This window comes from Nocardioides sp. SLBN-35, from assembly GCF_006715725.1.
Lineage (GTDB): Bacteria > Actinomycetota > Actinomycetes > Propionibacteriales > Nocardioidaceae > Nocardioides.
This window is the reverse complement of sequence record NZ_VFNU01000001.1, coordinates 4529122-4546770: the sequence shown is the minus strand read 5'-3', so window position 1 is coordinate 4546770 and position 17649 is coordinate 4529122. Positions and strand designations below refer to the sequence as shown.

The 17649-nt window shown below is 71.3% G+C and carries 18 protein-coding genes; 8 read left to right on the top strand and 10 right to left on the bottom strand.

The window, feature by feature from the left end; translation table 11 throughout:
* Positions 1–40 precede the first annotated feature (40 nt).
* Entirely contained in the window at positions 41–1189 is a 1149-nt protein-coding gene (locus FBY23_RS21955) for an acyl-CoA dehydrogenase family protein (RefSeq protein WP_141800082.1), read from the bottom strand.
* Entirely contained in the window at positions 1189–2226 is a 1038-nt protein-coding gene (locus tag FBY23_RS21950) for an LLM class F420-dependent oxidoreductase (protein ID WP_141800081.1), read from the bottom strand. Before FBY23_RS21950 ends, FBY23_RS21955 begins: the two co-directional genes overlap by 1 nt.
* A gap of 153 nt (positions 2227–2379) precedes the next feature.
* On the opposite strand from FBY23_RS21950, the gene npdG reads away from it, so the two are divergent.
* Positions 2380–3084: an NADPH-dependent F420 reductase gene (gene npdG, locus FBY23_RS21945; RefSeq protein WP_141800080.1), complete on the top strand. Its 705-nt coding sequence runs from the start codon at positions 2380–2382 to the stop codon at positions 3082–3084.
* A 224-nt stretch (positions 3085–3308) separates the two neighbouring features.
* Here npdG and FBY23_RS21940 read toward each other — a convergent pair whose 3' ends face one another.
* The 3 genes from FBY23_RS21940 to FBY23_RS21930 are packed head-to-tail and all read right to left on the bottom strand — an operon-like array spanning position 3309 to position 5334.
* Positions 3309–3851 (bottom strand): YbaK/EbsC family protein, encoded by a 543-nt coding sequence (locus FBY23_RS21940; protein ID WP_141800079.1) that lies wholly within the window; start codon positions 3849–3851, stop codon positions 3309–3311.
* On the bottom strand, positions 3848–4171 hold the full coding sequence (locus FBY23_RS21935; RefSeq protein ID WP_141800078.1) for a hypothetical protein: 324 nt from the start codon (positions 4169–4171) through the stop codon (positions 3848–3850). Before FBY23_RS21935 ends, FBY23_RS21940 begins: the two co-directional genes overlap by 4 nt.
* Positions 4168–5334 (bottom strand): PspC domain-containing protein, encoded by a 1167-nt coding sequence (locus FBY23_RS21930; RefSeq protein ID WP_160158330.1) that lies wholly within the window; start codon positions 5332–5334, stop codon positions 4168–4170. The genes FBY23_RS21935 and FBY23_RS21930 overlap by 4 nt, the downstream gene beginning before the upstream one ends.
* 144 nt (positions 5335–5478) lie before the next feature.
* Between FBY23_RS21930 and FBY23_RS21925 the strand changes: the two genes are divergently transcribed.
* The 5 genes from FBY23_RS21925 to pcrA all read left to right on the top strand — a co-directional run bounded on the left by FBY23_RS21925 (position 5479) and on the right by pcrA (position 11269).
* Positions 5479–6768, top strand: coding sequence for an ATP-binding protein (locus FBY23_RS21925; RefSeq protein WP_141800076.1), 1290 nt, complete (start codon positions 5479–5481; stop codon positions 6766–6768).
* Positions 6761–7420 carry a response regulator transcription factor gene (locus FBY23_RS21920; protein WP_141800075.1) on the top strand — a complete coding sequence of 220 codons (660 nt, stop codon included), beginning with the start codon at positions 6761–6763 and terminating at the stop codon, positions 7418–7420. Before FBY23_RS21925 ends, FBY23_RS21920 begins: the two co-directional genes overlap by 8 nt.
* Positions 7417–8319, top strand: a complete 903-nt coding sequence (locus FBY23_RS21915) for a M15 family metallopeptidase (RefSeq protein WP_222117906.1) — start codon at positions 7417–7419, stop codon at positions 8317–8319. Before FBY23_RS21920 ends, FBY23_RS21915 begins: the two co-directional genes overlap by 4 nt.
* Positions 8320–8351: 32 nt before the next feature.
* On the top strand, positions 8352–8711 hold the full coding sequence (locus FBY23_RS21910; protein WP_141800074.1) for a hypothetical protein: 360 nt from the start codon (positions 8352–8354) through the stop codon (positions 8709–8711).
* 116 nt (positions 8712–8827) lie between these two features.
* The gene (gene pcrA, locus FBY23_RS21905; protein WP_141800073.1) at positions 8828–11269 is read left to right on the top strand and encodes a DNA helicase PcrA; all 2442 of its coding nucleotides are present in this window, start codon (positions 8828–8830) and stop codon (positions 11267–11269) included.
* Here pcrA and FBY23_RS21900 read toward each other — a convergent pair.
* From FBY23_RS21900 to FBY23_RS26500, 5 genes are all read right to left on the bottom strand, one after another.
* A complete protein-coding gene (locus tag FBY23_RS21900) occupies positions 11266–12234 on the bottom strand; it encodes a hypothetical protein (protein ID WP_141800072.1) in 969 nt (322 codons plus the stop codon). The genes pcrA and FBY23_RS21900 overlap by 4 nt on opposite strands.
* The gene (locus FBY23_RS21895; RefSeq protein ID WP_141800071.1) at positions 12231–12764 is read right to left on the bottom strand and encodes a hypothetical protein; all 534 of its coding nucleotides are present in this window, start codon (positions 12762–12764) and stop codon (positions 12231–12233) included. The genes FBY23_RS21900 and FBY23_RS21895 overlap by 4 nt, the downstream gene beginning before the upstream one ends.
* Positions 12761–13654, bottom strand: a complete 894-nt coding sequence (locus tag FBY23_RS21890; RefSeq protein ID WP_141800070.1) for a hypothetical protein — start codon at positions 13652–13654, stop codon at positions 12761–12763. The genes FBY23_RS21895 and FBY23_RS21890 overlap by 4 nt, the downstream gene beginning before the upstream one ends.
* Positions 13651–13986 carry a hypothetical protein gene (locus FBY23_RS21885; RefSeq protein WP_141800069.1) on the bottom strand — a complete coding sequence of 112 codons (336 nt, stop codon included), beginning with the start codon at positions 13984–13986 and terminating at the stop codon, positions 13651–13653. Before FBY23_RS21885 ends, FBY23_RS21890 begins: the two co-directional genes overlap by 4 nt.
* Positions 13987–14106: 120 nt before the next feature.
* Positions 14107–15213, bottom strand: coding sequence for a M23 family metallopeptidase (locus FBY23_RS26500; protein WP_222117905.1), 1107 nt, complete (start codon positions 15211–15213; stop codon positions 14107–14109).
* A 342-nt stretch (positions 15214–15555) separates the two neighbouring features.
* Between FBY23_RS26500 and sucC the strand changes: the two genes are divergently transcribed.
* Positions 15556–16722, top strand: a complete 1167-nt coding sequence (gene sucC / locus FBY23_RS21875) for an ADP-forming succinate--CoA ligase subunit beta (protein ID WP_141800068.1) — start codon at positions 15556–15558, stop codon at positions 16720–16722.
* 17 nt (positions 16723–16739) lie between these two features.
* On the top strand, positions 16740–17636 hold the full coding sequence (gene sucD, locus FBY23_RS21870; protein ID WP_141800067.1) for a succinate--CoA ligase subunit alpha: 897 nt from the start codon (positions 16740–16742) through the stop codon (positions 17634–17636).
* Positions 17637–17649 lie beyond the last annotated feature (13 nt).

Below are 17649 nucleotides of genomic sequence, written 5' to 3'. Positions count from 1 at the left end.
GAAATGTGACATTCCGGGGTCGTCGGGCGAGCGGGAGGGGTCAGAGGCCGAGGAAGCGCCCGATGATCTCCTTCTGGATCTCGGTGGTGCCGCCGTAGATGGTCTGGATCCGGGTGTCGGCGTACGCCTTGGCGATGGGGTACTCCAGCATGTAGCCGTAGCCGCCGTGCATCTGCACGCCCTGGTCGACGATCTTCTTCTGCAGCTCGGTGGTCCACCACTTGGCCATCGAGGCGAGCGCGGTGTCGACCTCGCCCTTGTTGAGCTGCTCGATGCAGTGGTTGACGAACACCCGGGCGATGTAGGCCTCGGTGGCCATCTCGGCCAGCGTGAAGCGGGTGTTCTGGAACTTGGCGATCGGCTTGCCGAACGCCTCGCGGGTCTTCACGTAGTCGAGGGTCAGGTCGAGGACGTGCTCGATCGCAGCGATCGCGATCGTGGCGATCGAGACCCGCTCCTGGGGCAGGTTCTGCATCAGGTAGATGAAGCCCTGGCCCTCCTCGCCGAGCAGGTTGGCCTTGGGCACCTCGACGTTGTCGAAGCTGAGCTCCGCGGTGTCCTGGGCCTTGAGGCCGAGCTTGTCGAGGTTGGTGCCGCGGGTGAAGCCCGGCATGCCCTCCTCGACGACGAGCAGGCTGATGCCGTGGGCGCCGGCCTCCGGGTTGGTCTTCGCGACCACGATGACCAGGTCGGAGAGGATGCCGTTGCTGATGAACGTCTTCGACCCGTTGAGGACGTAGTGGTCGCCCTTGTCGACCGCGGTGGTGCGGATTCCCTGCAGGTCCGAGCCCGCACCGGGCTCGGTCATCGCGATCGCGGTGATCGTCTCGCCGGTCACGGTGCCGGGCAGCCAGCGCTGCTTCTGCTCGTCGTTCGCGATGGCGACGAGGTACGGCACGATGATGTCGGTGTGGACGGCGAAGCCGGGGCCGCTGGCGCCGGCACGGGCACACTCCTCGGCCACGATCGCGTTGTAGCGGAAGTCCTTGATGCCGGGACCGCCGTACTCCTCGGGCACCTCGAAGCTGAGGATCCCGGCCTCGCCGGCCTTGCGCCACACCTCGCGGCTGACGATGCCGTCCTTCTCCCACTGTGCGTGGAAGGGGACGACCTCGCGCTCCATGAAGGCACGGACCGTCCTGCGGAAGTCCTCGTGCTCGGTCTCGTAGATGCTGGGACGCTCGGGCATCAGCTCACCCACTCCTTGATCTGTGCGATGGTGCCGGCCGGGTCGTCCGAGGCCGGCGAGACGGACAGGTTCGTCACGCCCGACTCCTTGAAGGCCGCGATCCGCTCCTGGACGTACGACGCCGGGCCGACCAGGTTGCCGGCCTCGAGCCACTCGAGCGGGACGAGCGCCTCGGCCTCCTTCTTCTTGCCCGACAGGTAGAGGTCCTGGATCTCCTTGGCCTCCTTCTCGAAGCCGTACTCGCAGGCCAGCTGGTTGTAGAAGTTCTTGTCGCGTGCGCCCATGCCGCCGACGTACAGCGCATAGAGGGGGCGCATGAAGTCGAGCAGCGCCTTGGTCTCGGGGCCCTCGCCGATGGCGACCATGCCGCCGGCGCAGATCTCCAGTGGAGCCAGGTCCGCCGAGCGCTTGGCGGCGCCTCGCGCCAGCGGGTCGCCCCACACCTCCGTGGCCTTCTCGGGGTAGTAGAGGAAGGGCAGCCAGCCGTCGGCGACCTCGGCGGTCATCGCGACGTTCTTGTCGCCCAGGGCCGCGACCCAGATCGGCAGGTCGGCGCGCTCGGGCCGGTTGAGCAGCTTGAGCGGCTTGCCCAGGCCGAGGCCCTGGCCCTCGGGCAGGGGGACCTGGATCGTCTTGCCCTGGAAGTCGAGCCGCTCGCCGCGCAGGCCGGCGCGGAGCACCTCGATCACCTCGCGGGTGCGGGTCAACGGGCGGTCGTAGGGGAGGCCGTGGAAGCCCTCGATCACCTGCGGGCCGGACGCGCCGAGGCCGAGCACCGCCCGACCGCCCGACACGTTGTCGAGACCGGCGGCGGTCTGCAGCAGGGCGCCCGGGGTGCGGGAGTAGACGTTGAGGATGCCGGCACCGATCTCGACCGTCTCGGTCTTCGCGGCGAGGTAGCCCATCAGGGTGGGGGCATCGAAGCCGTACGGCTCGGCGACCCAGATGGTGTCCAGTCCGGCCTTCTCCAGAGCGACGACCTGGTCGGCCGACTCGCGCGGGTTCCCCGCATAGACGAGGGGCATCGACAGCTTCATGAACGCATCCCTTCCGGCCTCTCGGCCACGGTGACGATTGCCGGTGTTCCGTCACCGACAGCACAACTGTGACAGTAATACTGTCACAATGTCCATGGTTGCCGTCGGTGAGACGGGCACCAGCCGCCCGTCGCGCGCGTGATAGGAGGAAGCGTGACTTCTGAGACCTCCCCCAACCGCTACACCGTCGCCGTCATCGGCGGCACCGGCCCGCAGGGCAAGGGCCTGGGCTACCGCTTCGCGCGCCACGGCCACGACATCGTGCTCGGCTCCCGCGCCGCCGAGAAGGCCGAGGCCGTTGCCGCCGAGGTGACCTCCCGGCTCACGGCTCTCGAGGGCGCGGGCACGGCCCGCGGCGCCGCCAACGCCGACGCGATCGCCGCCGCCGACGTCGTCCTCCTCGCGGTGCCGTACGACGGCCACGACGAGCTCGTCGCCTCCCTCGCCGAGGGCGGTGCCCTCGACGGCAAGACCGTCATCTCCTGCGTCAACCCGCTCGCCTTCGACAAGCGCGGCGCTCACGGCCGCGTCATCAACAACGGCGAGGGCTCGGCCGCCGAGTCCGCTGCCGAGATCGTGCCCGGCGCGGTCGTGGTCGGTGCCTTCCACAACGTCGCTGCTCCCGCGCTGTGGGGCGAGGACGAGTTCCTCGACGAGGACGTGATCGTCGTCGGCGACACCCTCGAGGGCAAGCAGGTCGCCATCGACCTCGCCGCGTCCGTGACCGGCCGCCCCGGCATCGACGGCGGCAAGCTCCGCCTCGCCCGCGTCCTCGAGCCCTTCACCGCGGTCCTGATCTCGATCAACCGCAAGTACAAGACCCACTCGGGCATCCGGGTCACCGGGCTCGACCACTGACGCGCTGCGGCACTTGTAACGAAGGGTTACAGCGCGAATTCCGATGCAACAGCGCCCGGGTAGTAGCAGGAGCACCCGGGTAGATGGGCGCGCGCCTCTGCGACCGACCCGACGTCGGCTCGTCGGTGTCGAGCCCGCGCGTACGGGACTACCCGGGCGTTGTTGCTACTACCTCGGTGCTCTGACACCCAAAAGGGCGACGTAACACGTAGTTACAAGGGCGCTCAGCCAGCCAGATCCTCCACGACCTCGGCGCCGGGGGCTTGTGCGAGCAGGTCCCCGGGGACGAGGAGCTTGGAGCGGCGCAGGCCGGAGCCGATCACGGCCCACTCCATCTCCGGGACCCGGCCGTCGACGAGCAGCCGCCACCCGGCCGGCAGCCCGACCGGAGTGATGCCGCCGTACTCCATCCCGGACTCGGCCACCGCCCGCTCCAGCGGCAGGAACGACGGCTTGCGCACGTCGAGCAGCCGCTTGACCGTGTGGTTGACGTCGGCGCGGGTGTCGGCGCGGACCAGGCACGCGGCGATCCGCTCCTCGCCCTCCCGCCTGCCGGCGACCAGGACGCAGTTGGCGCCGGACGTCATCGGCAGGTCGTACGCCGCGCTCATCGCGGCCGTGTCGGCGTGCTCGGGATCGATCTCCACGACCGCGATCCGCTCGGCACCCGGCCACGCGGCGAGGGCCGCGGCGACCGGCGGAGCGACCAGGCCGGGGTGCTCGAGCGCCACGAGCGAGGTCAGCCCGGTCAGCTGGGGGAGCGTCACTGCCAGCCCCGCATCTGGTGCCCGTCCCAGCCGTTCTGGTCCCAGCCCTGGTCGTAGTGGCGGCCCCGCAGGACCGAGGCGAGCAGGCCGGCGATGCCGGCGGCGAGCCAGGGCAGGCCCATGATCCAGCCGTTGTCCTCGATCTGCACGGTGTCGCTGGCGGCCAGCGCCCACACGATCACCAGGCCGGTGAACGCGACGCCCATGACCAGGTGGCCGGTGTTGACCCGGTGCCACCCGGTCGTGCGTCGGCGGTCGTCGCCGTCGGCGGGCCGCTCCTCACGGGGGAGTTCGGTGGTGTGCTCGTCGTAGCCGTTCATGCTGCGCTCCGGAACTCGATCTGGCCGAGGTCGAGGTCGGCGTCGATGGTCAGGGTGGGGTCGCCGTCGACGATGCCGTTGTCGCCGCGGAAGTCGTCACTGGTCGTCTTGCCGAACATGGCGATCTCGCCGGCGTCGATGGTGCCCCGGGCCTCCACGTTGAGGCCCTCCTCCGGCACGATCACCAAGATGTGTCCGACGCCGAGCTCGAGGTCGAGGGTGTGCCCGTCGAGGTTCTCGAGATCGCGGATGTCGGTCAGGTCGATCCGGAGCTCGCCCACCCCCAGGTCGTACGACGGCGCGAGGTCCGAGGCCTGCTGCAGCACCGGCCGCTCCTGCCCGATCTCCATGCTGTCGGCCACCGTGGTGACCGCCGTGGCACCGGCGGCGAGCAGGCCGACCAGGATCAGGCCACCGGCCCGGCCGTAGAACGCGCCGACCAGCAGCATCACGCCGGTGACGCCCAGCACCGTCGCGGGGTACGCCGACGGGGTGATGTCGACGCCGGCGAGCTGCAGCGTGGCGAGGGTGCCGAGGCCCAGTGCGGCCAGGCCCAGCGTGAACGGGAACAGCAGCGGTCCGCGCTTGCGCGGGTCGACCGGGCGCCGGTACGCCGGCGCCGGGGTGCGGTACGCCGAGTAGGTCGCGCCGGGAGCCCCGGGCTCCGTCGGCGGCGGGGGAGGGCCGACCGGGGTGCCGCGCAGCCACGGGTGCGTCGGCCCGCCCGGCTTGACGGCGTTCTTGCCGGCGAGGACCACGATCACGATCAGGCCGACCACGAGCAGCGGCCACGGGAAGTCGGACCCGCCGACCGTGTCGCTGATGACCGAGGCGACCGCGACCACGCCGCCGATGATCAGCGCGGCGGTGCGGATGCCCTCGTCGACGCGGATGACCGTGTCCTCGGTGCCCTCCTCGGGAACGAAGAGCCAGCACACGGCGTACAGGATCAGGCCGCCACCGCCGAAGAAGGTCAGGATCACGAACGCGATGCGCACCAGCAGTGGGTCGATGTCGAGGTGTCGCGCGATCCCCGCGGCGACGCCGGCGACCTTGCGGTCGTCGCGGCTGCGGCGGAGCCGGGCGAGGTCGCGGACCTCGTCGCGGGTGACCCGGGGTCCCTCGCGGTGAGGCTCGTTCTCGGTGTCGGTCGGTGCGTTCATGTCAACCAGCATGTTGGCACGAGACGGTCCGGACCATCGGGGACAGCCCTGATCCGCACCGGTGTCCCCGGGGCCGGGATCAGGGTCGGGTCAGGGTCCTTCCCCCTGCTGGCGCGCGAGGGGCTGTGTGACGATGGATCCATCATGAGCACGACTGCGCCCCTGCCCGCACCGCCGGCGCCGCCCCGCGACGTACGACGGGCCTGGCGCGACCTGCGCGAGCCCATGATCGGCGGCGTGGCCGCCGGCCTCGCCGTCCACCTCGGCGTGTCCGTGCTCCTCGTGCGCGCCGCCTTCGTGATCGCGACGGTGATCGGCGGCTCCGGGGTCATGGCGTATGCCGCCCTGTGGATCCTGCTCCCGGCCGGCCCGCCCCCGACGTACCTCGCGCCCGGCCTGGCCGGCGCGAGCCGCGACGGCCGCCGGCCCGGTCGCCGTGGTCGCCGGCTCTCCGACGTCGGACCGGTGATCACGCTGGCCGTGCTCGGCATCGGGGCGGTGTTCACGGTCGAGGCGCTGCTCGGCACCGGGTGGTGGATCTGGCCGGTCGGCATCGCCGTCGTCGGCGTCGCGCTGCTGTGGCGGCAGGCCGACGAGGCGCAGCGCGAGCGCTGGCTCGACGCCACCGGCAAGGCCGACCCGGTGCGGCTCGTGGTCGGTGGCGGCGGCTGGGCCGCGTGGGCGCGGATCGGCGCGGGCGTCGTCCTCGTCGTCGTGGCGCTCGTCCTGTTCACCCTGCGGGACGGCTCGCTGACGGTGGCCCGCGACGCGACGCTGGCGATCGTGCTCGCCTTCTTCGGCGTCGCGATCGTGCTCGGGCCCTTCGTCTACCGGCTGATGTCCGACCTGACCGACGAGCGCGCCGAACGGGTGCGCACCCAGGAGCGCGCCGACGTCGCGGCCCACCTCCACGACTCGGTGCTGCAGACCCTCGCCCTGATCCAGAAGAACCCCGCCGACGCGGCCCGGCTCGCCCGGGCCCAGGAGCGCGACCTGCGGGCCTGGCTGTACGCCGGGGAGTCGCTCGACGAGGCCACCGTCGCCAGCGCGCTGCGGGCCGCGGCCGCCGAGATCGAGGACGCGTACGGCGTCGCGGTCGACGTGGTGGCCGTCGGCGACTGCGACTACGACGAATCCGCCCGCCCGATCGTCCAGGCCGCCCGCGAGGCGACCACCAACGCCGCCAAGCACGCGGGCGTCCCGCGCGTCGACGTCTACGCCGAGATCACCCCGGCGGGCATCGACGTGTTCGTCCGCGACCGTGGCGCCGGGTTCGACCCGAACGCGACCCCGGAGGACCGGCTCGGCGTACGACGCAGCATCATCGACCGCATGGAGCGCCACGGCGGCCGGGCCGAGATCCGTTCCGCGCCCGGCGAGGGCACCGAGGTCCGCCTGCACCTCGACCACACCCCGAAGGAGAACCATGAGTGACCCGGTGCGCGTGGTCGTCGTCGACGACCACGCCATGTTCCGCCGCGGCGTCAGCGCCGAGCTCGGTGCCACGGGCGCCGGCCGGGTCGAGGTCGTGGCCGAGGCCGCCGACGTCGACGAGGCGGTCGCTGCGGTGCAGGCGCACCGGCCCGACGTCGTCCTCCTCGACGTGCACCTGCCCGGCGGCGGTGGCGTCGAGGTGATCCGCCGGGTCAAGGACGGTGATGTCCGGTTCCTCGCCCTGTCGGTCTCCGACGCGGCCGAGGACGTCATCGGCACGGTCCGCGGCGGCGCCCGCGGCTACGTCACCAAGACCATCACCGGTCCCGAGCTGGTCGACGCGATCACCCGGGTCTCCGAGGGCGACGCGGTGTTCTCCCCGCGGCTGGCGGGCTTCGTGCTCGACGCCTTCGCCGGCGCCGGGCTCTCCGCCGACCTCGCGAGCGTCGACGAGGACCTCGACCGCCTGACCGAGCGCGAGCGCGAGGTGATGCGGCTGATCGCCCGCGGCTACTCCTACAAGGAGGTCGCCAAGGAGCTGTTCATCTCGATCAAGACCGTCGAGACCCACATGTCCTCGGTGCTGCGCAAGCTCCAGCTCTCCTCGCGCCACGAGCTGACCCGCTGGGCCTCGGACCGGCGGCTGCTGTGAGGCCGGTCGCCGCGCTGCTCGCGGCGACCCTGCTGCTCGCCGGCTGCTCCGGTGGTACGACGACCGCGCCGACCGGCGGCGATCCGAGGACCGGTCCGAGCACCGGTCCGAGCACCGGTCCCAGCACCGGTCCCAGCACTGGTTCGAGCATCCTGGAGCCGGCCGCCACCGACGCGCCGAGCCCCGCTCCGGCGTACTCCACCTGGCAGCTGGGCGTCCACGTGCTGCCCCGCACCGCCCAGGGGTTCGGGGAGATCCGCCCGACGCCGAGGGCGCTGCGGGTGCGCCGCTACCCGACGACCGACCTGCTCCCGCCGCCGGCCGACGGGCGGTTCCACTCCAGCGTCGGCCCGGTCACCGGCGCGGTCCGGCAGCGGATGGGGGAGACCTGGTCGCCCGCGTGCCCGGTCGCGCTCGCGGACCTGGCCTACCTCACCGTCTCCTTCCGCGGCTTCGACGGCCTGGCCCACACCGGCGAGCTGGTCCTCGCCGCCGAGGAGGCCGACGACGTCGTCTCGGTGTTCCGGGTCCTGTTCGCGGCCGGGTACCCGATCGAGGAGATGCGGCTCCCGACGACCGCCGACCTCGACGCCCCACCCACCGGGGACGGCAACGACACCGCGGCGCTGGTCTGCCGGGCGGCGCGCGGTCAGACGACCTGGTCCGCGCACGCCTACGGTCTCGCGATCGACGTCAACCCGTTCCTCAACCCCTACAGCAAGGGCGACGTGGTGCTCCCCGAGCGCGCGTCGGCGTACCTCGACCGGACCCGGACCCAACCCGGCATCGTCCATGCGGGCGACCTGGTGGTCCGCGAGTTCGCCCGGATCGGCTGGTCGTGGGGCGGTTCGTGGAGCTCGCTGAAGGACTACCAGCACTTCACGGCGACGGGTCGCTGATACCGGGCGCCCGGCTGGATAGGGTGCGGGGCATGGAGACCCTGCGCCTGATCCTGCTCATCCTCCACATCCTGGGCTTCTCGGCCCTGATCGGTGGGCTGCTGGCGCAGGCCGGTCCGGGTGACAAGAAGGTCACCGGCGTCATGCGTGACGGCATCGGTACGGCGTTCCTCGCCGGCCTGCTGCTCGTCGGCGTCCTCGAGGGCGGCGACGACCCGGTCAACCACGCCAAGGTGGGCGTGAAGCTCGCCATCGGCCTGGTGCTCCTGGTGCTGGTGATGGTCAACATGCGCAAGGCGAAGATCCCCAACGGGCTGTGGGCCGGGCTGCTCGTGCTCGCCGTCGCCGAGGTCTGCATCGCCGTGCTCTGGTCGCCCGTCCACAGCAGCTGATCGTTCGCCGAGCCCCCTACGATTTGGTCGTGATTCGGCCGAACTCGCAACCAATCCGCATGGGGTGCGACTCCGCCCGGCCAGACGTCGGCGGGGCGCCGTAGGCTGGTCGGAGCATGACTGAGACCACCGCCGCGCCGCCCGCACTCACCGCCGAGTCCCTGCTCGAGGGGCTCAACGAACCGCAACGCGCGGCCGTCGAGCACGAGGGCTCGCCGCTGCTCGTCGTCGCCGGCGCGGGCTCCGGCAAGACCCGGGTGCTGACCCGGCGGATCGCCTGGACCATCGCCGTACGCAAGGCGCACCCCGGCTCGATCCTCGCGATCACCTTCACCAACAAGGCCGCCGCCGAGATGAAGGAGCGGGTCGCCGACCTGATCGGCAACCGCGCCCGGATCATGTGGGTGAGCACCTTCCACTCGGCCTGCGTGCGGATCCTGCGCAAGGAGGTCGAGCACCTCGGCTACGAGCGGCTGAAGTCGAACTTCTCGATCTACGACACCGCCGACCAGAAGCGGCTGATCCAGCTGGTCTGCGCCGACCTCGAGCTCGACCCGCGCCGCTACCAGCCCGGGCCGGTGCTGCACTGGATCAGCAACCAGAAGAACGAGCTGCGCGAGCCCGACGAGGTCGCCGCCGAGGCCCGCAACTCGATCGACGAGACGTACGCCGCGGCGTACACGTCCTACCAGCGGCGCCTGCGCGAGGCGAACGCGATGGACTTCGACGACCTGATCATGGAGACGGTCCGGCTGTTCCAGCTCAAGCCGGAGATCCGCGAGACCTACCGGCGCCGGTTCCGGCACATCCTGGTCGACGAGTACCAGGACACCAACCACGCCCAGTACGCCCTCATCCACCAGCTGTGCGGCCAGGACCTCGAGGAGCACGACCCCACGACCCTCGACGGGCTGCCGGCCCACCGGGTGCCGCCGTCCGAGCTGATGGTCGTCGGTGACGCGGACCAGTCGATCTACGCCTTCCGGGGCGCCGACATCCGCAACATCATGGACTTCGAGAAGGACTTCCCCGACGCCGAGACGGTCCTGCTCGAGCAGAACTACCGCTCCACGCAGACCATCCTCACCGCCGCCAACGCGGTCATCGAGCGCAACGAGAGCCGCAAGCCCAAGCGGCTGTGGTCCGATGCCGGCGACGGGGAGAAGATCGTCGGGTACGTCGCCGACGACGAGCACGACGAGGCCCGGTTCGTCTCCGGCGAGATCGACAAGCTCACCGACGGCGGGCTGCGCCCCTCCGACGTCGCGGTGTTCTACCGCACCAACGCGCAGTCGCGGGTGTTCGAGGAGATCTTCGTCCGCACCGGGATGCCCTACAAGGTCGTCGGCGGGACCCGCTTCTACGACCGCAAGGAGATCCGCGACGCGCTGGCCTACCTGCGGGTGCTCGTCAACCCCGACGACCAGGTCTCGCTGCGCCGCATCGTCAACACCCCGCGCCGCGGCATCGGCCAGCGCGCCGAGGCCGCGATCGGCGCCTTCGCCGAGCGCGAGCGGATCACCTACTGGGAGGCGCTGCAGCGCGCCGACGAGGCGCCCGGCCTGGCCACCCGCAGCCAGACCAGCATCGAGTCGTTCGTGAGGCTGCTGCAGGAGCTGCAGCAGATGGTCGAGGCCCGCGAGAGGCCCGACGTGATCCTGGAGACCGTCCTCGACCGGTCCGGCTACCTCGTCAGCCTCGAGAACTCCGACGACATGCAGGACGAGACCCGGCTCGAGTACCTCGCCGAGCTGGTCGCCGTCGCCCGCGAGTTCGCCGAGGACCCCGTCGCCGGCCCCTCGGCCGACCCGTCCGACGTCGACGCCGGCATCCTCGAGCCGGGCCTGGCCGACTTCCTGGAGCGGGTCGCGCTGGTCGCCGACGCCGACCAGATCCCCGATGCCCCGGACGACGACCCGGACGCCCCGGAGGACCAGGGCGTGGTCACGCTGATGACCCTGCACACCGCCAAGGGCCTGGAGTTCCCGGTCGTGTTCCTCACCGGCATGGAGGACGGCGTCTTCCCGCACTCCCGCGCGCTGGGCGACCGCCCCGAGCTGGAGGAGGAGCGCCGGCTGGCCTATGTCGGCATCACCCGCGCCCGCCAGCGGCTCTACGTCTCCCGGGCCATGGTCCGCTCGGCCTGGGGCGCGCCCGCCATGAACCCGGGGTCCCGGTTCCTCGGCGAGCTCCCGATCGACCTCGTCGACTGGCGCCGGACCGAGGCCGACCAGACCCGTTGGTCCCGGCCGTCGTACGACAGCGGCCGGTCGGGTGGCTCCGACGACTACGCCGGCAACAGGTTCGGCACTCCGACCGCCGCCGGCCGCCGCAACTTCAGCTCCGCGGCCGCCCGCGCCGACGCCGCCGCCAAGTCGAAGCCCGCCCGTGCGATCCCGGTGCTGGCGCCCGGCGACAAGGTCACCCATGACTCGTTCGGCCTCGGCACCGTGGTGTCGGTCGAGGGGGCCGCGGAGAAGTCGGTCGCCTCGATCGACTTCGGCTCCGAGGGCGTCAAGCGGCTGCTGCTGCGCTACGCGCCGGTCGAGAAGCTCTAGCCGCCCGGCCCGGACAGCGGCACGGTCGTCGTCCAGGTCACCGACGCGGTGTCCGGGCCCGAGCCGTCGACCTTGGTGCCCTCGACGGTGCGCACTAGGCTGAGCCCGGTGGCCGGTCCCTCGGCGACCGCGCGGGCGACGAGCGTGGTCAGGCGCGCATCGACGACCTCGCTCGTGGACGCGGCGGCGCCGGTCAGCTCCGAGGCGTCGGTGATCGCCGAGGTCGTGTAGCGCGACCCGTGGCGGGTGAACCCGTCGACCCGGGTCTCGGCCTGGGCGACGGTCCAGCCGGTGTCCGACCAGCCGTGTCCGGGCAGGTACGGCACCGTCGTCACTGTCCAGGTGCACGCCACCTGCGTCCGGCCGCCGGCGACGTCGCCTCCGCCGCAGTCGCCCGAGACCGGCTCGGCCGGGTCGGCGAGAGCGTCGGCGAGCTCGCCGGTCACCTCGCCGCTGCCGGTGTCGACCCGAGCGGTGACGCCGTCGAAGTCGACGGTGAGGACCGGGTCCGCGCCGCTGGGCAGCGCGACGTGGACGATGCCGCTGGTGCGGGTGTCGGCCGGGGTCTTCGTCGTGGAGGCGACGTCGCCGAGCCGGTAGGTCTCGTCATCGGCCGACAGGGTGAGGGTGGTGCGCGGGCCGTCGTCCTCGGCCATCACCGAGCGGGTGAACGGCGAGAGCCCTGCACCGGGCTCGAAGTGCCAGTCCACCGCGACCCAGTCGCCGCCGTCGGGAGCCGCGTGCTCCTGGCCGTCGGCCGCGTCCTCGGCGCTGACGGCATCGGTCGGCTTGCCGAGCGTGATCCTGACCCGTCCCGAGGGCAGCTGCACCACGTGCTCGACCCCCGACAGGTCGCCCGTGCGGCCCTGCACGACGTCGCCGATGGCGGCGTCGTCGGCGGCGCCGGTGCAGCCGCTCAGGACCAGCGCAGCGCCGGCCACGACGGCCGCGGCCGTGCGCCTCACCGGGTCCAGCGCTCGCGCTTGTAGTCGGCGAGCACCTGCAGCCAGCCACCCACCATGTCGTTGGCCGCCACGGTCAGAGCCGCCCCGAGGCCGTCGCCGCCGAGCTGGGCGGCGGTGCCGGGCCGGAGGCGTACGGCGAAGTGCCGCATGCCGATCGACGACACCTCGACGGCCCCGCCGGCCGCCGTACCGCTGACGTGGGCGTGCTCGGTCGCGTCCTCGAGGTTGTCGCGCATTCGGCGCAGGGTCGTCGGGTCGGGCTGGAGGTGCACCTCCATCAGCCGGTAGTACTCCCGGGTCCGGGCGACGAACAGCTGGCGGGCCAGCCGCTCGAGGGCCCGCTCCAGGTCGGCGTCGGCCTGGTGGGTGCTGGCCTCGGAGACGACGACGCGGACCTGGTACCAGCCGGTCAGCTCGGCGCGCAGCCGTCCCTGGTCGGCCTCGGCCGAGACGTGCATGCGGTCGACGGCCCGGCCGAACGGGCTGATGTGTCCCTCGGTCTGCGGCAGGTACTGCAGGTTGCCGGTCATCCGTCCCAGCCTCCCAGACCGCCGGGTCCCTGGGCGAAGCCGGTGGGCTTGAACTTGAAGCGCGGGTAGACGTCCTCGGCGAAGTGGGTCTGGTCGATGTCCTGGTGGACCGCGGCGGCGAAGTCGCGCAGCCCGTTGCTGATCTCCTGCTGCCGGGTGCGCACGTGCTCCTCGACCTTGCCGACGGCCGAGTAGAAGTCGTCCATGATGTCCTCGGGGGAGTCGCCACCGAACGGGAGGGCGGTGGCGGCAGCGCCGGAGCTGGCCGCGCCGGAGGCCACGGCGATGGTGATCGCGACGGTTGCCGCGGTGCCGGTGCCGGCGGTCAGGACGGTGACCGCGACGGTGCCGACCGCGGCGAGCACCGTCAGTGCGAACGCGCCGGACGCGCCGCCCCTGCCGTCGGCCGCCTCGAGCGCCGAGAGAGTCTTGTTGCCGATGTCGAGGATCGAGTCCTTCGCGAACGTGTAGAGCTCCTTCTGCGCCTCGACGGCCGCGGCGAGCACGGAGATCCCGGTGAAGTTCGAGTCGGCGACGTACGGCAGCTGAGCGTTGTAGTTGTCGTTGAAGTCGATCGCCGCGTCACCGGTCCAGTTCAGGACGTCGGGGTTGATCCGGGCCATGTTGGCGAAGGCCTGGTTGGGGGTGACCACTCCGGTGTCGAGCACGTCCGAGCTGCCCTGACCCGGCACCGCCACGCTGTTGAGCGCGGTCGACAGCGAGGTCCGGCTGCCGTCGAGCGTGCCGACCGGCAGGTCGTCGTAGTGGCTGAACGACGGGCCGATGTCGGCGTACGAACCGCCGATGGTGACGTAGCCGGGCGGGGTGCCGTCGATCAGCTCCGAGGCCTTGGCGCCGACCTGGCAGCCGATGTCGTAGCACGAGGTCATTCGAGGGTTCCTCCCGCGGCCACGTAGGCCGCCTTGATGTCCGCGTCGGTCTTGGCGAAGTCGCGCGCGGTGGTCACCAGCGCGGCCGACACGTCGTCGAGGACGTCTCCCGACCGCTTCGTCGAGGCCGTCATCGCCTCGATCAGCGAGTCGAACTGGGTCTGCGGGCAGTTCTGGGCGAACGGCCCGTCGTTGACGAACATCCCGCTCGTCGAGATCCCCGACAGTGCCGTACTGGCGCCGGTGAACGCGTCCGCGATGGCCGGGAGCTCGACCAGTCCGGCCTTCTCCAGCTCCTCGAGGCTCGCGCCCATGTCCTGCTTCGTGCCCACGTGGCCCCCTCGTCGATGTGCTGGCGAGGACCTACCCGGTGCTCATGCAGCGAAACGGCGAGGACTGACCGGATCGGGTGAGGACGGGCGCGACAGCGGGAGCGAAGCGACCGCGAGTAACTACGGCGTGACGCCGTGCTGCCGCAGCGCGGCGTCCGGGTCGACCGGGTCGCCGCCGCCGGGGCGGACCTCGAGGTGGAGGTGCGGGCCGGTGACGTGGCCGGTGCTGCCGACGTACCCGATGATCTCGCCGGCCCGGACGGTGTCGCCGGCGGAGACGTTGAAGGAGGTCTGGTGGCAGAACCAGAGCTCGGTGCCGTCCTCGAGGGTGACGACGGTCTTGTTGCCGTAGGCGCCGTCGAACTGGGCGGAGGTGACCGTGCCGTTGGCGACGGCGCGGATCGGGGTGCCCGGAGGGGCCGCGAAGTCGAGGCCGGTGTGGTAGTTCGACCAGAGGCCGTACTCGCCGAAGGTCGCGGTCAGGCGGTAGCTGTCGAGCGGCAGCACCCACTTGTTGAGCGCGATCTCGGTGGCTTCCTTCTGGGCCTTCGCGGTCAGGTCGCTGAGCGCGGTGGTGCGCTCGGCGGCCGAGCGCTCGGCCGCCTTGACCAGGTCGGAGTCGTCGGCGCCTTGGGCGAGGGCGTCGCGGTCGGAGTCGCGGCTCACGGTGCCGGTGCGGGTGCCGACGGCGGCGGAGCCGAACGAGCCGGTCAGGGCGTTGGGGGAGGTGAGCCGGTCACCGGCGGAGGCCAGCTGCGGGTCGGCGGAGGTGACGACGCCACCGACCGCGATCGCGATCGTGGCGACACCCACGGCGACGGGCAGGGTGGGCAGGCCGCGGAAGAGCGGGCCGGGGGAGCCGGCGTGCTTGACCGCACGGCGCTTGCCGGCCGGCGCGACCGCGCGCAGCGTGGTCGAGGAGTCCGACAGGCCGTCGGCGAGAGGGATGTCGCGCAGGGCGGGCAGCTCGACCGTCGGCATCCGGTCGAGGGCGCGGGCCGGAGTGACGGCCTCGGCGGCCAGGGTCGGCTCGACGACGGGCTGGGTCGGCTCGACGAGCGGCTGGGCGGCGGGCCGGGCGACGCGCTTGCCGACGTACGTCGACGGGGTCTCCTCGGACGCGACCCGGCCGGCCACGCGCTTTCCGACGTACGACGATCCGGCGGAGGGGGAGCCGAGAGTCGAGTCCGGACGCGGCGCGCTGTGGTCCGCTCGGTGGTTACCCATCGACTGCTGACTCCTTGGGGGGACGATCGTGCAGGCGCGCTTCGCCCCTGGTGCCCAGCTCCTGGCGTCCCGAGTGACGGCTCCGGCCGAGGTGGCCGTCTGGTGACAGCCGGGTGAAACGTGCGTGCCGACCTTAGCCGATGCCGGCACGGCCCTGAAATCGTAGGTCCCGCTCCTGGGGACAGTCAGGCGAACGCTGAAACCCACCGATCGCGTGAGTCCGGTCACGTCGGGTCCAGCCAGCGGTTCCCGGACTCGTCCTACTCGTGGGTCAGGACTATCGTGCCCGGGGGTGTGCCGCTGTGCGCACCGAACCTCTGACCAAGACGTGAGGACGTATCAGTGGACCTGATGGAGTACCAAGCGAAGGAGCTCTTCGCGAAGCACGGAGTGGCCACCACCCTCGGCACGGTCGTCGAGACCGCCGAGGAGGCGCGGGCCGCGGCCGAGCAGATCGGCGGCGTGACCGTCATCAAGGCGCAGGTCAAGGCCGGTGGCCGTGGCAAGGCCGGTGGCGTCAAGCTCGCGAAGACGGCGGACGAGGCCTTCGAGCACGCGTCCAACATCCTCGGCATGGAGATCAAGGGCCTCACGGTCAACCGCGTCCTGGTGACCCCGGCGACCCCGCCGGAGGAGGAGTACTACTTCTCCTTCCTGCTGGACCGCTCCAACCGCCAGTACCTCTGCATCGCGTCCGTCGAGGGTGGTGTCGAGATCGAGGAGGTCGCGAAGACCAACCCCGACGCCGTCAAGCAGATCGGCATCGACCCGGGCAAGGGCGTCGACGCGGCCAAGGCCCGCGAGATCGCGACCGAGGCGAAGTTCCCCGAGCCCGTCTTCGAGCAGGCCGTGAAGATGATCGAGGACCTCTACAAGGTCTTCGTCGAGGAGGACGCCACCCTCGTCGAGGTCAACCCGCTGGCCCGCCTGGCCGGCGACAAGCTCGAGGCCCTGGACGGCAAGGTGTCGCTCGACGACAACGCCTCCGAGGTGCGGCACCCCGACCACGAGCAGTTCGAGATCCGCGAGGAGGCCGACCCGCTCGAGGCGAAGGCCAAGGACCTCGGTCTCAACTACGTCAAGCTCGACGGCCAGGTCGGCATCATCGGCAACGGCGCGGGTCTGGTCATGAGCACCCTCGACGTCGTCGCGTACGCCGGCGAGAACCACGGCGGCGTGAAGCCGGCCAACTTCCTCGACATCGGTGGCGGCGCCAACGCGCAGGTCATGGCCAACGGCCTCGACGTCATCCTCAACGACGAGCAGGTCAAGTCGGTCTTCGTGAACGTCTTCGGCGGCATCACGGCGTGCGACGAGGTCGCCAACGGCATCAAGGGCGCCCTCGAGCTCCTCGGTGACAAGGCCACCAAGCCGCTGGTCGTCCGTCTCGACGGCAACAACGTCGAGCAGGGTCGCGCGATCCTCAACGAGCTGAACCACCCGCTCGTGACGCAGGTCGACACCATGGACGGCGCGGCCGACAAGGCCGCCGAGCTGGCGAACGCCTGAGATAGAGAGCAGAGAACATGAGCATCTACCTCGACAAGGACAGCAAGATCATCGTCCAGGGCATCACGGGTGGCATGGGTGCCAAGCACACCGCCCTCATGCTCGACTCGGGCGCCACGATCGTCGGCGGTGTCAACGCCCGCAAGGCCGGCACCACCGTCACGCACCAGGACCACGACGGCAACGACGTCGAGCTCCCCGTGTTCGGCACCGTCGCGGAGGCCATGAAGGAGACCGGCGCCAACGTCTCGGTCCTCTTCGTCCCGCCGGCCTTCACCAAGGACGCCGCGATCGAGGCCATCGACGCCGAGATGCCGCTGATCGTCGTGATCACCGAGGGTGTGCCGGTCCAGGACACGGCCGAGGTCTGGTCCTACCTGCAGGGCAAGTCCACCCGGATGATCGGCCCCAACTGCCCCGGCATCATCACGCCGGGCGAGTCGCTGGCCGGCATCACGCCGCACACCATCGCGGGCAAGGGCCCGGTCGGTCTCGTCTCGAAGTCGGGCACGCTGACCTACCAGATGATGTACGAGCTGCGTGACTTCGGTTTCTCGACCGCCATCGGCATCGGCGGCGACCCGATCGTGGGCACCACCCACATCGACGCGCTCCAGGCATTCGAGGAGGACCCGGAGACCAAGGTGATCGTCATGATCGGCGAGATCGGCGGCGACGCCGAGGAGCGGGCCGCGGACTACATCAAGGCCAACATCACCAAGCCGGTCGTCGGCTACGTCGCCGGCTTCACCGCCCCCGAGGGCAAGACCATGGGCCACGCCGGCGCCATCGTGTCGGGCTCCGCGGGCACCGCCCAGGCGAAGAAGGACGCGCTCGAGGCCGTCGGCGTCAAGGTCGGCAAGACGCCGTCCGAGACCGCCGCGCTGGCCCGGGAGATCTTGCAGTCGCTCTGAGCTGAGCACCGCG

What these genes read in the sequence shown, in the direction of transcription:
- FBY23_RS21890 (WP_141800070.1), bottom strand. Translation starts at nt 13,654, where the DNA reads ATGACCTCGTGCTACGACATCGGCTGCCAGGTCGGCGCCAAGGCCTCG.
- FBY23_RS21930 (WP_160158330.1), bottom strand. Translation starts at nt 5,334, where the DNA reads ATGAACGCACCGACCGACACCGAGAACGAGCCTCACCGCGAGGGACCC.
- FBY23_RS21895 (WP_141800071.1), bottom strand. Translation starts at nt 12,764, where the DNA reads ATGACCGGCAACCTGCAGTACCTGCCGCAGACCGAGGGACACATCAGC.
- FBY23_RS21950 (WP_141800081.1), bottom strand. Translation starts at nt 2,226, where the DNA reads ATGAAGCTGTCGATGCCCCTCGTCTATGCGGGGAACCCGCGCGAGTCG.
- FBY23_RS21925 (WP_141800076.1), top strand. Translation starts at nt 5,479, where the DNA reads ATGAGCACGACTGCGCCCCTGCCCGCACCGCCGGCGCCGCCCCGCGAC.
- FBY23_RS21955 (WP_141800082.1), bottom strand. Translation starts at nt 1,189, where the DNA reads ATGCCCGAGCGTCCCAGCATCTACGAGACCGAGCACGAGGACTTCCGC.
- sucD (WP_141800067.1), top strand. Translation starts at nt 16,740, where the DNA reads ATGAGCATCTACCTCGACAAGGACAGCAAGATCATCGTCCAGGGCATC.
- pcrA (WP_141800073.1), top strand. Translation starts at nt 8,828, where the DNA reads ATGACTGAGACCACCGCCGCGCCGCCCGCACTCACCGCCGAGTCCCTG.
- FBY23_RS21935 (WP_141800078.1), bottom strand. Translation starts at nt 4,171, where the DNA reads ATGAACGGCTACGACGAGCACACCACCGAACTCCCCCGTGAGGAGCGG.
- FBY23_RS21910 (WP_141800074.1), top strand. Translation starts at nt 8,352, where the DNA reads ATGGAGACCCTGCGCCTGATCCTGCTCATCCTCCACATCCTGGGCTTC.
- FBY23_RS21920 (WP_141800075.1), top strand. Translation starts at nt 6,761, where the DNA reads ATGAGTGACCCGGTGCGCGTGGTCGTCGTCGACGACCACGCCATGTTC.
- FBY23_RS26500 (WP_222117905.1), bottom strand. Translation starts at nt 15,213, where the DNA reads ATGGGTAACCACCGAGCGGACCACAGCGCGCCGCGTCCGGACTCGACT.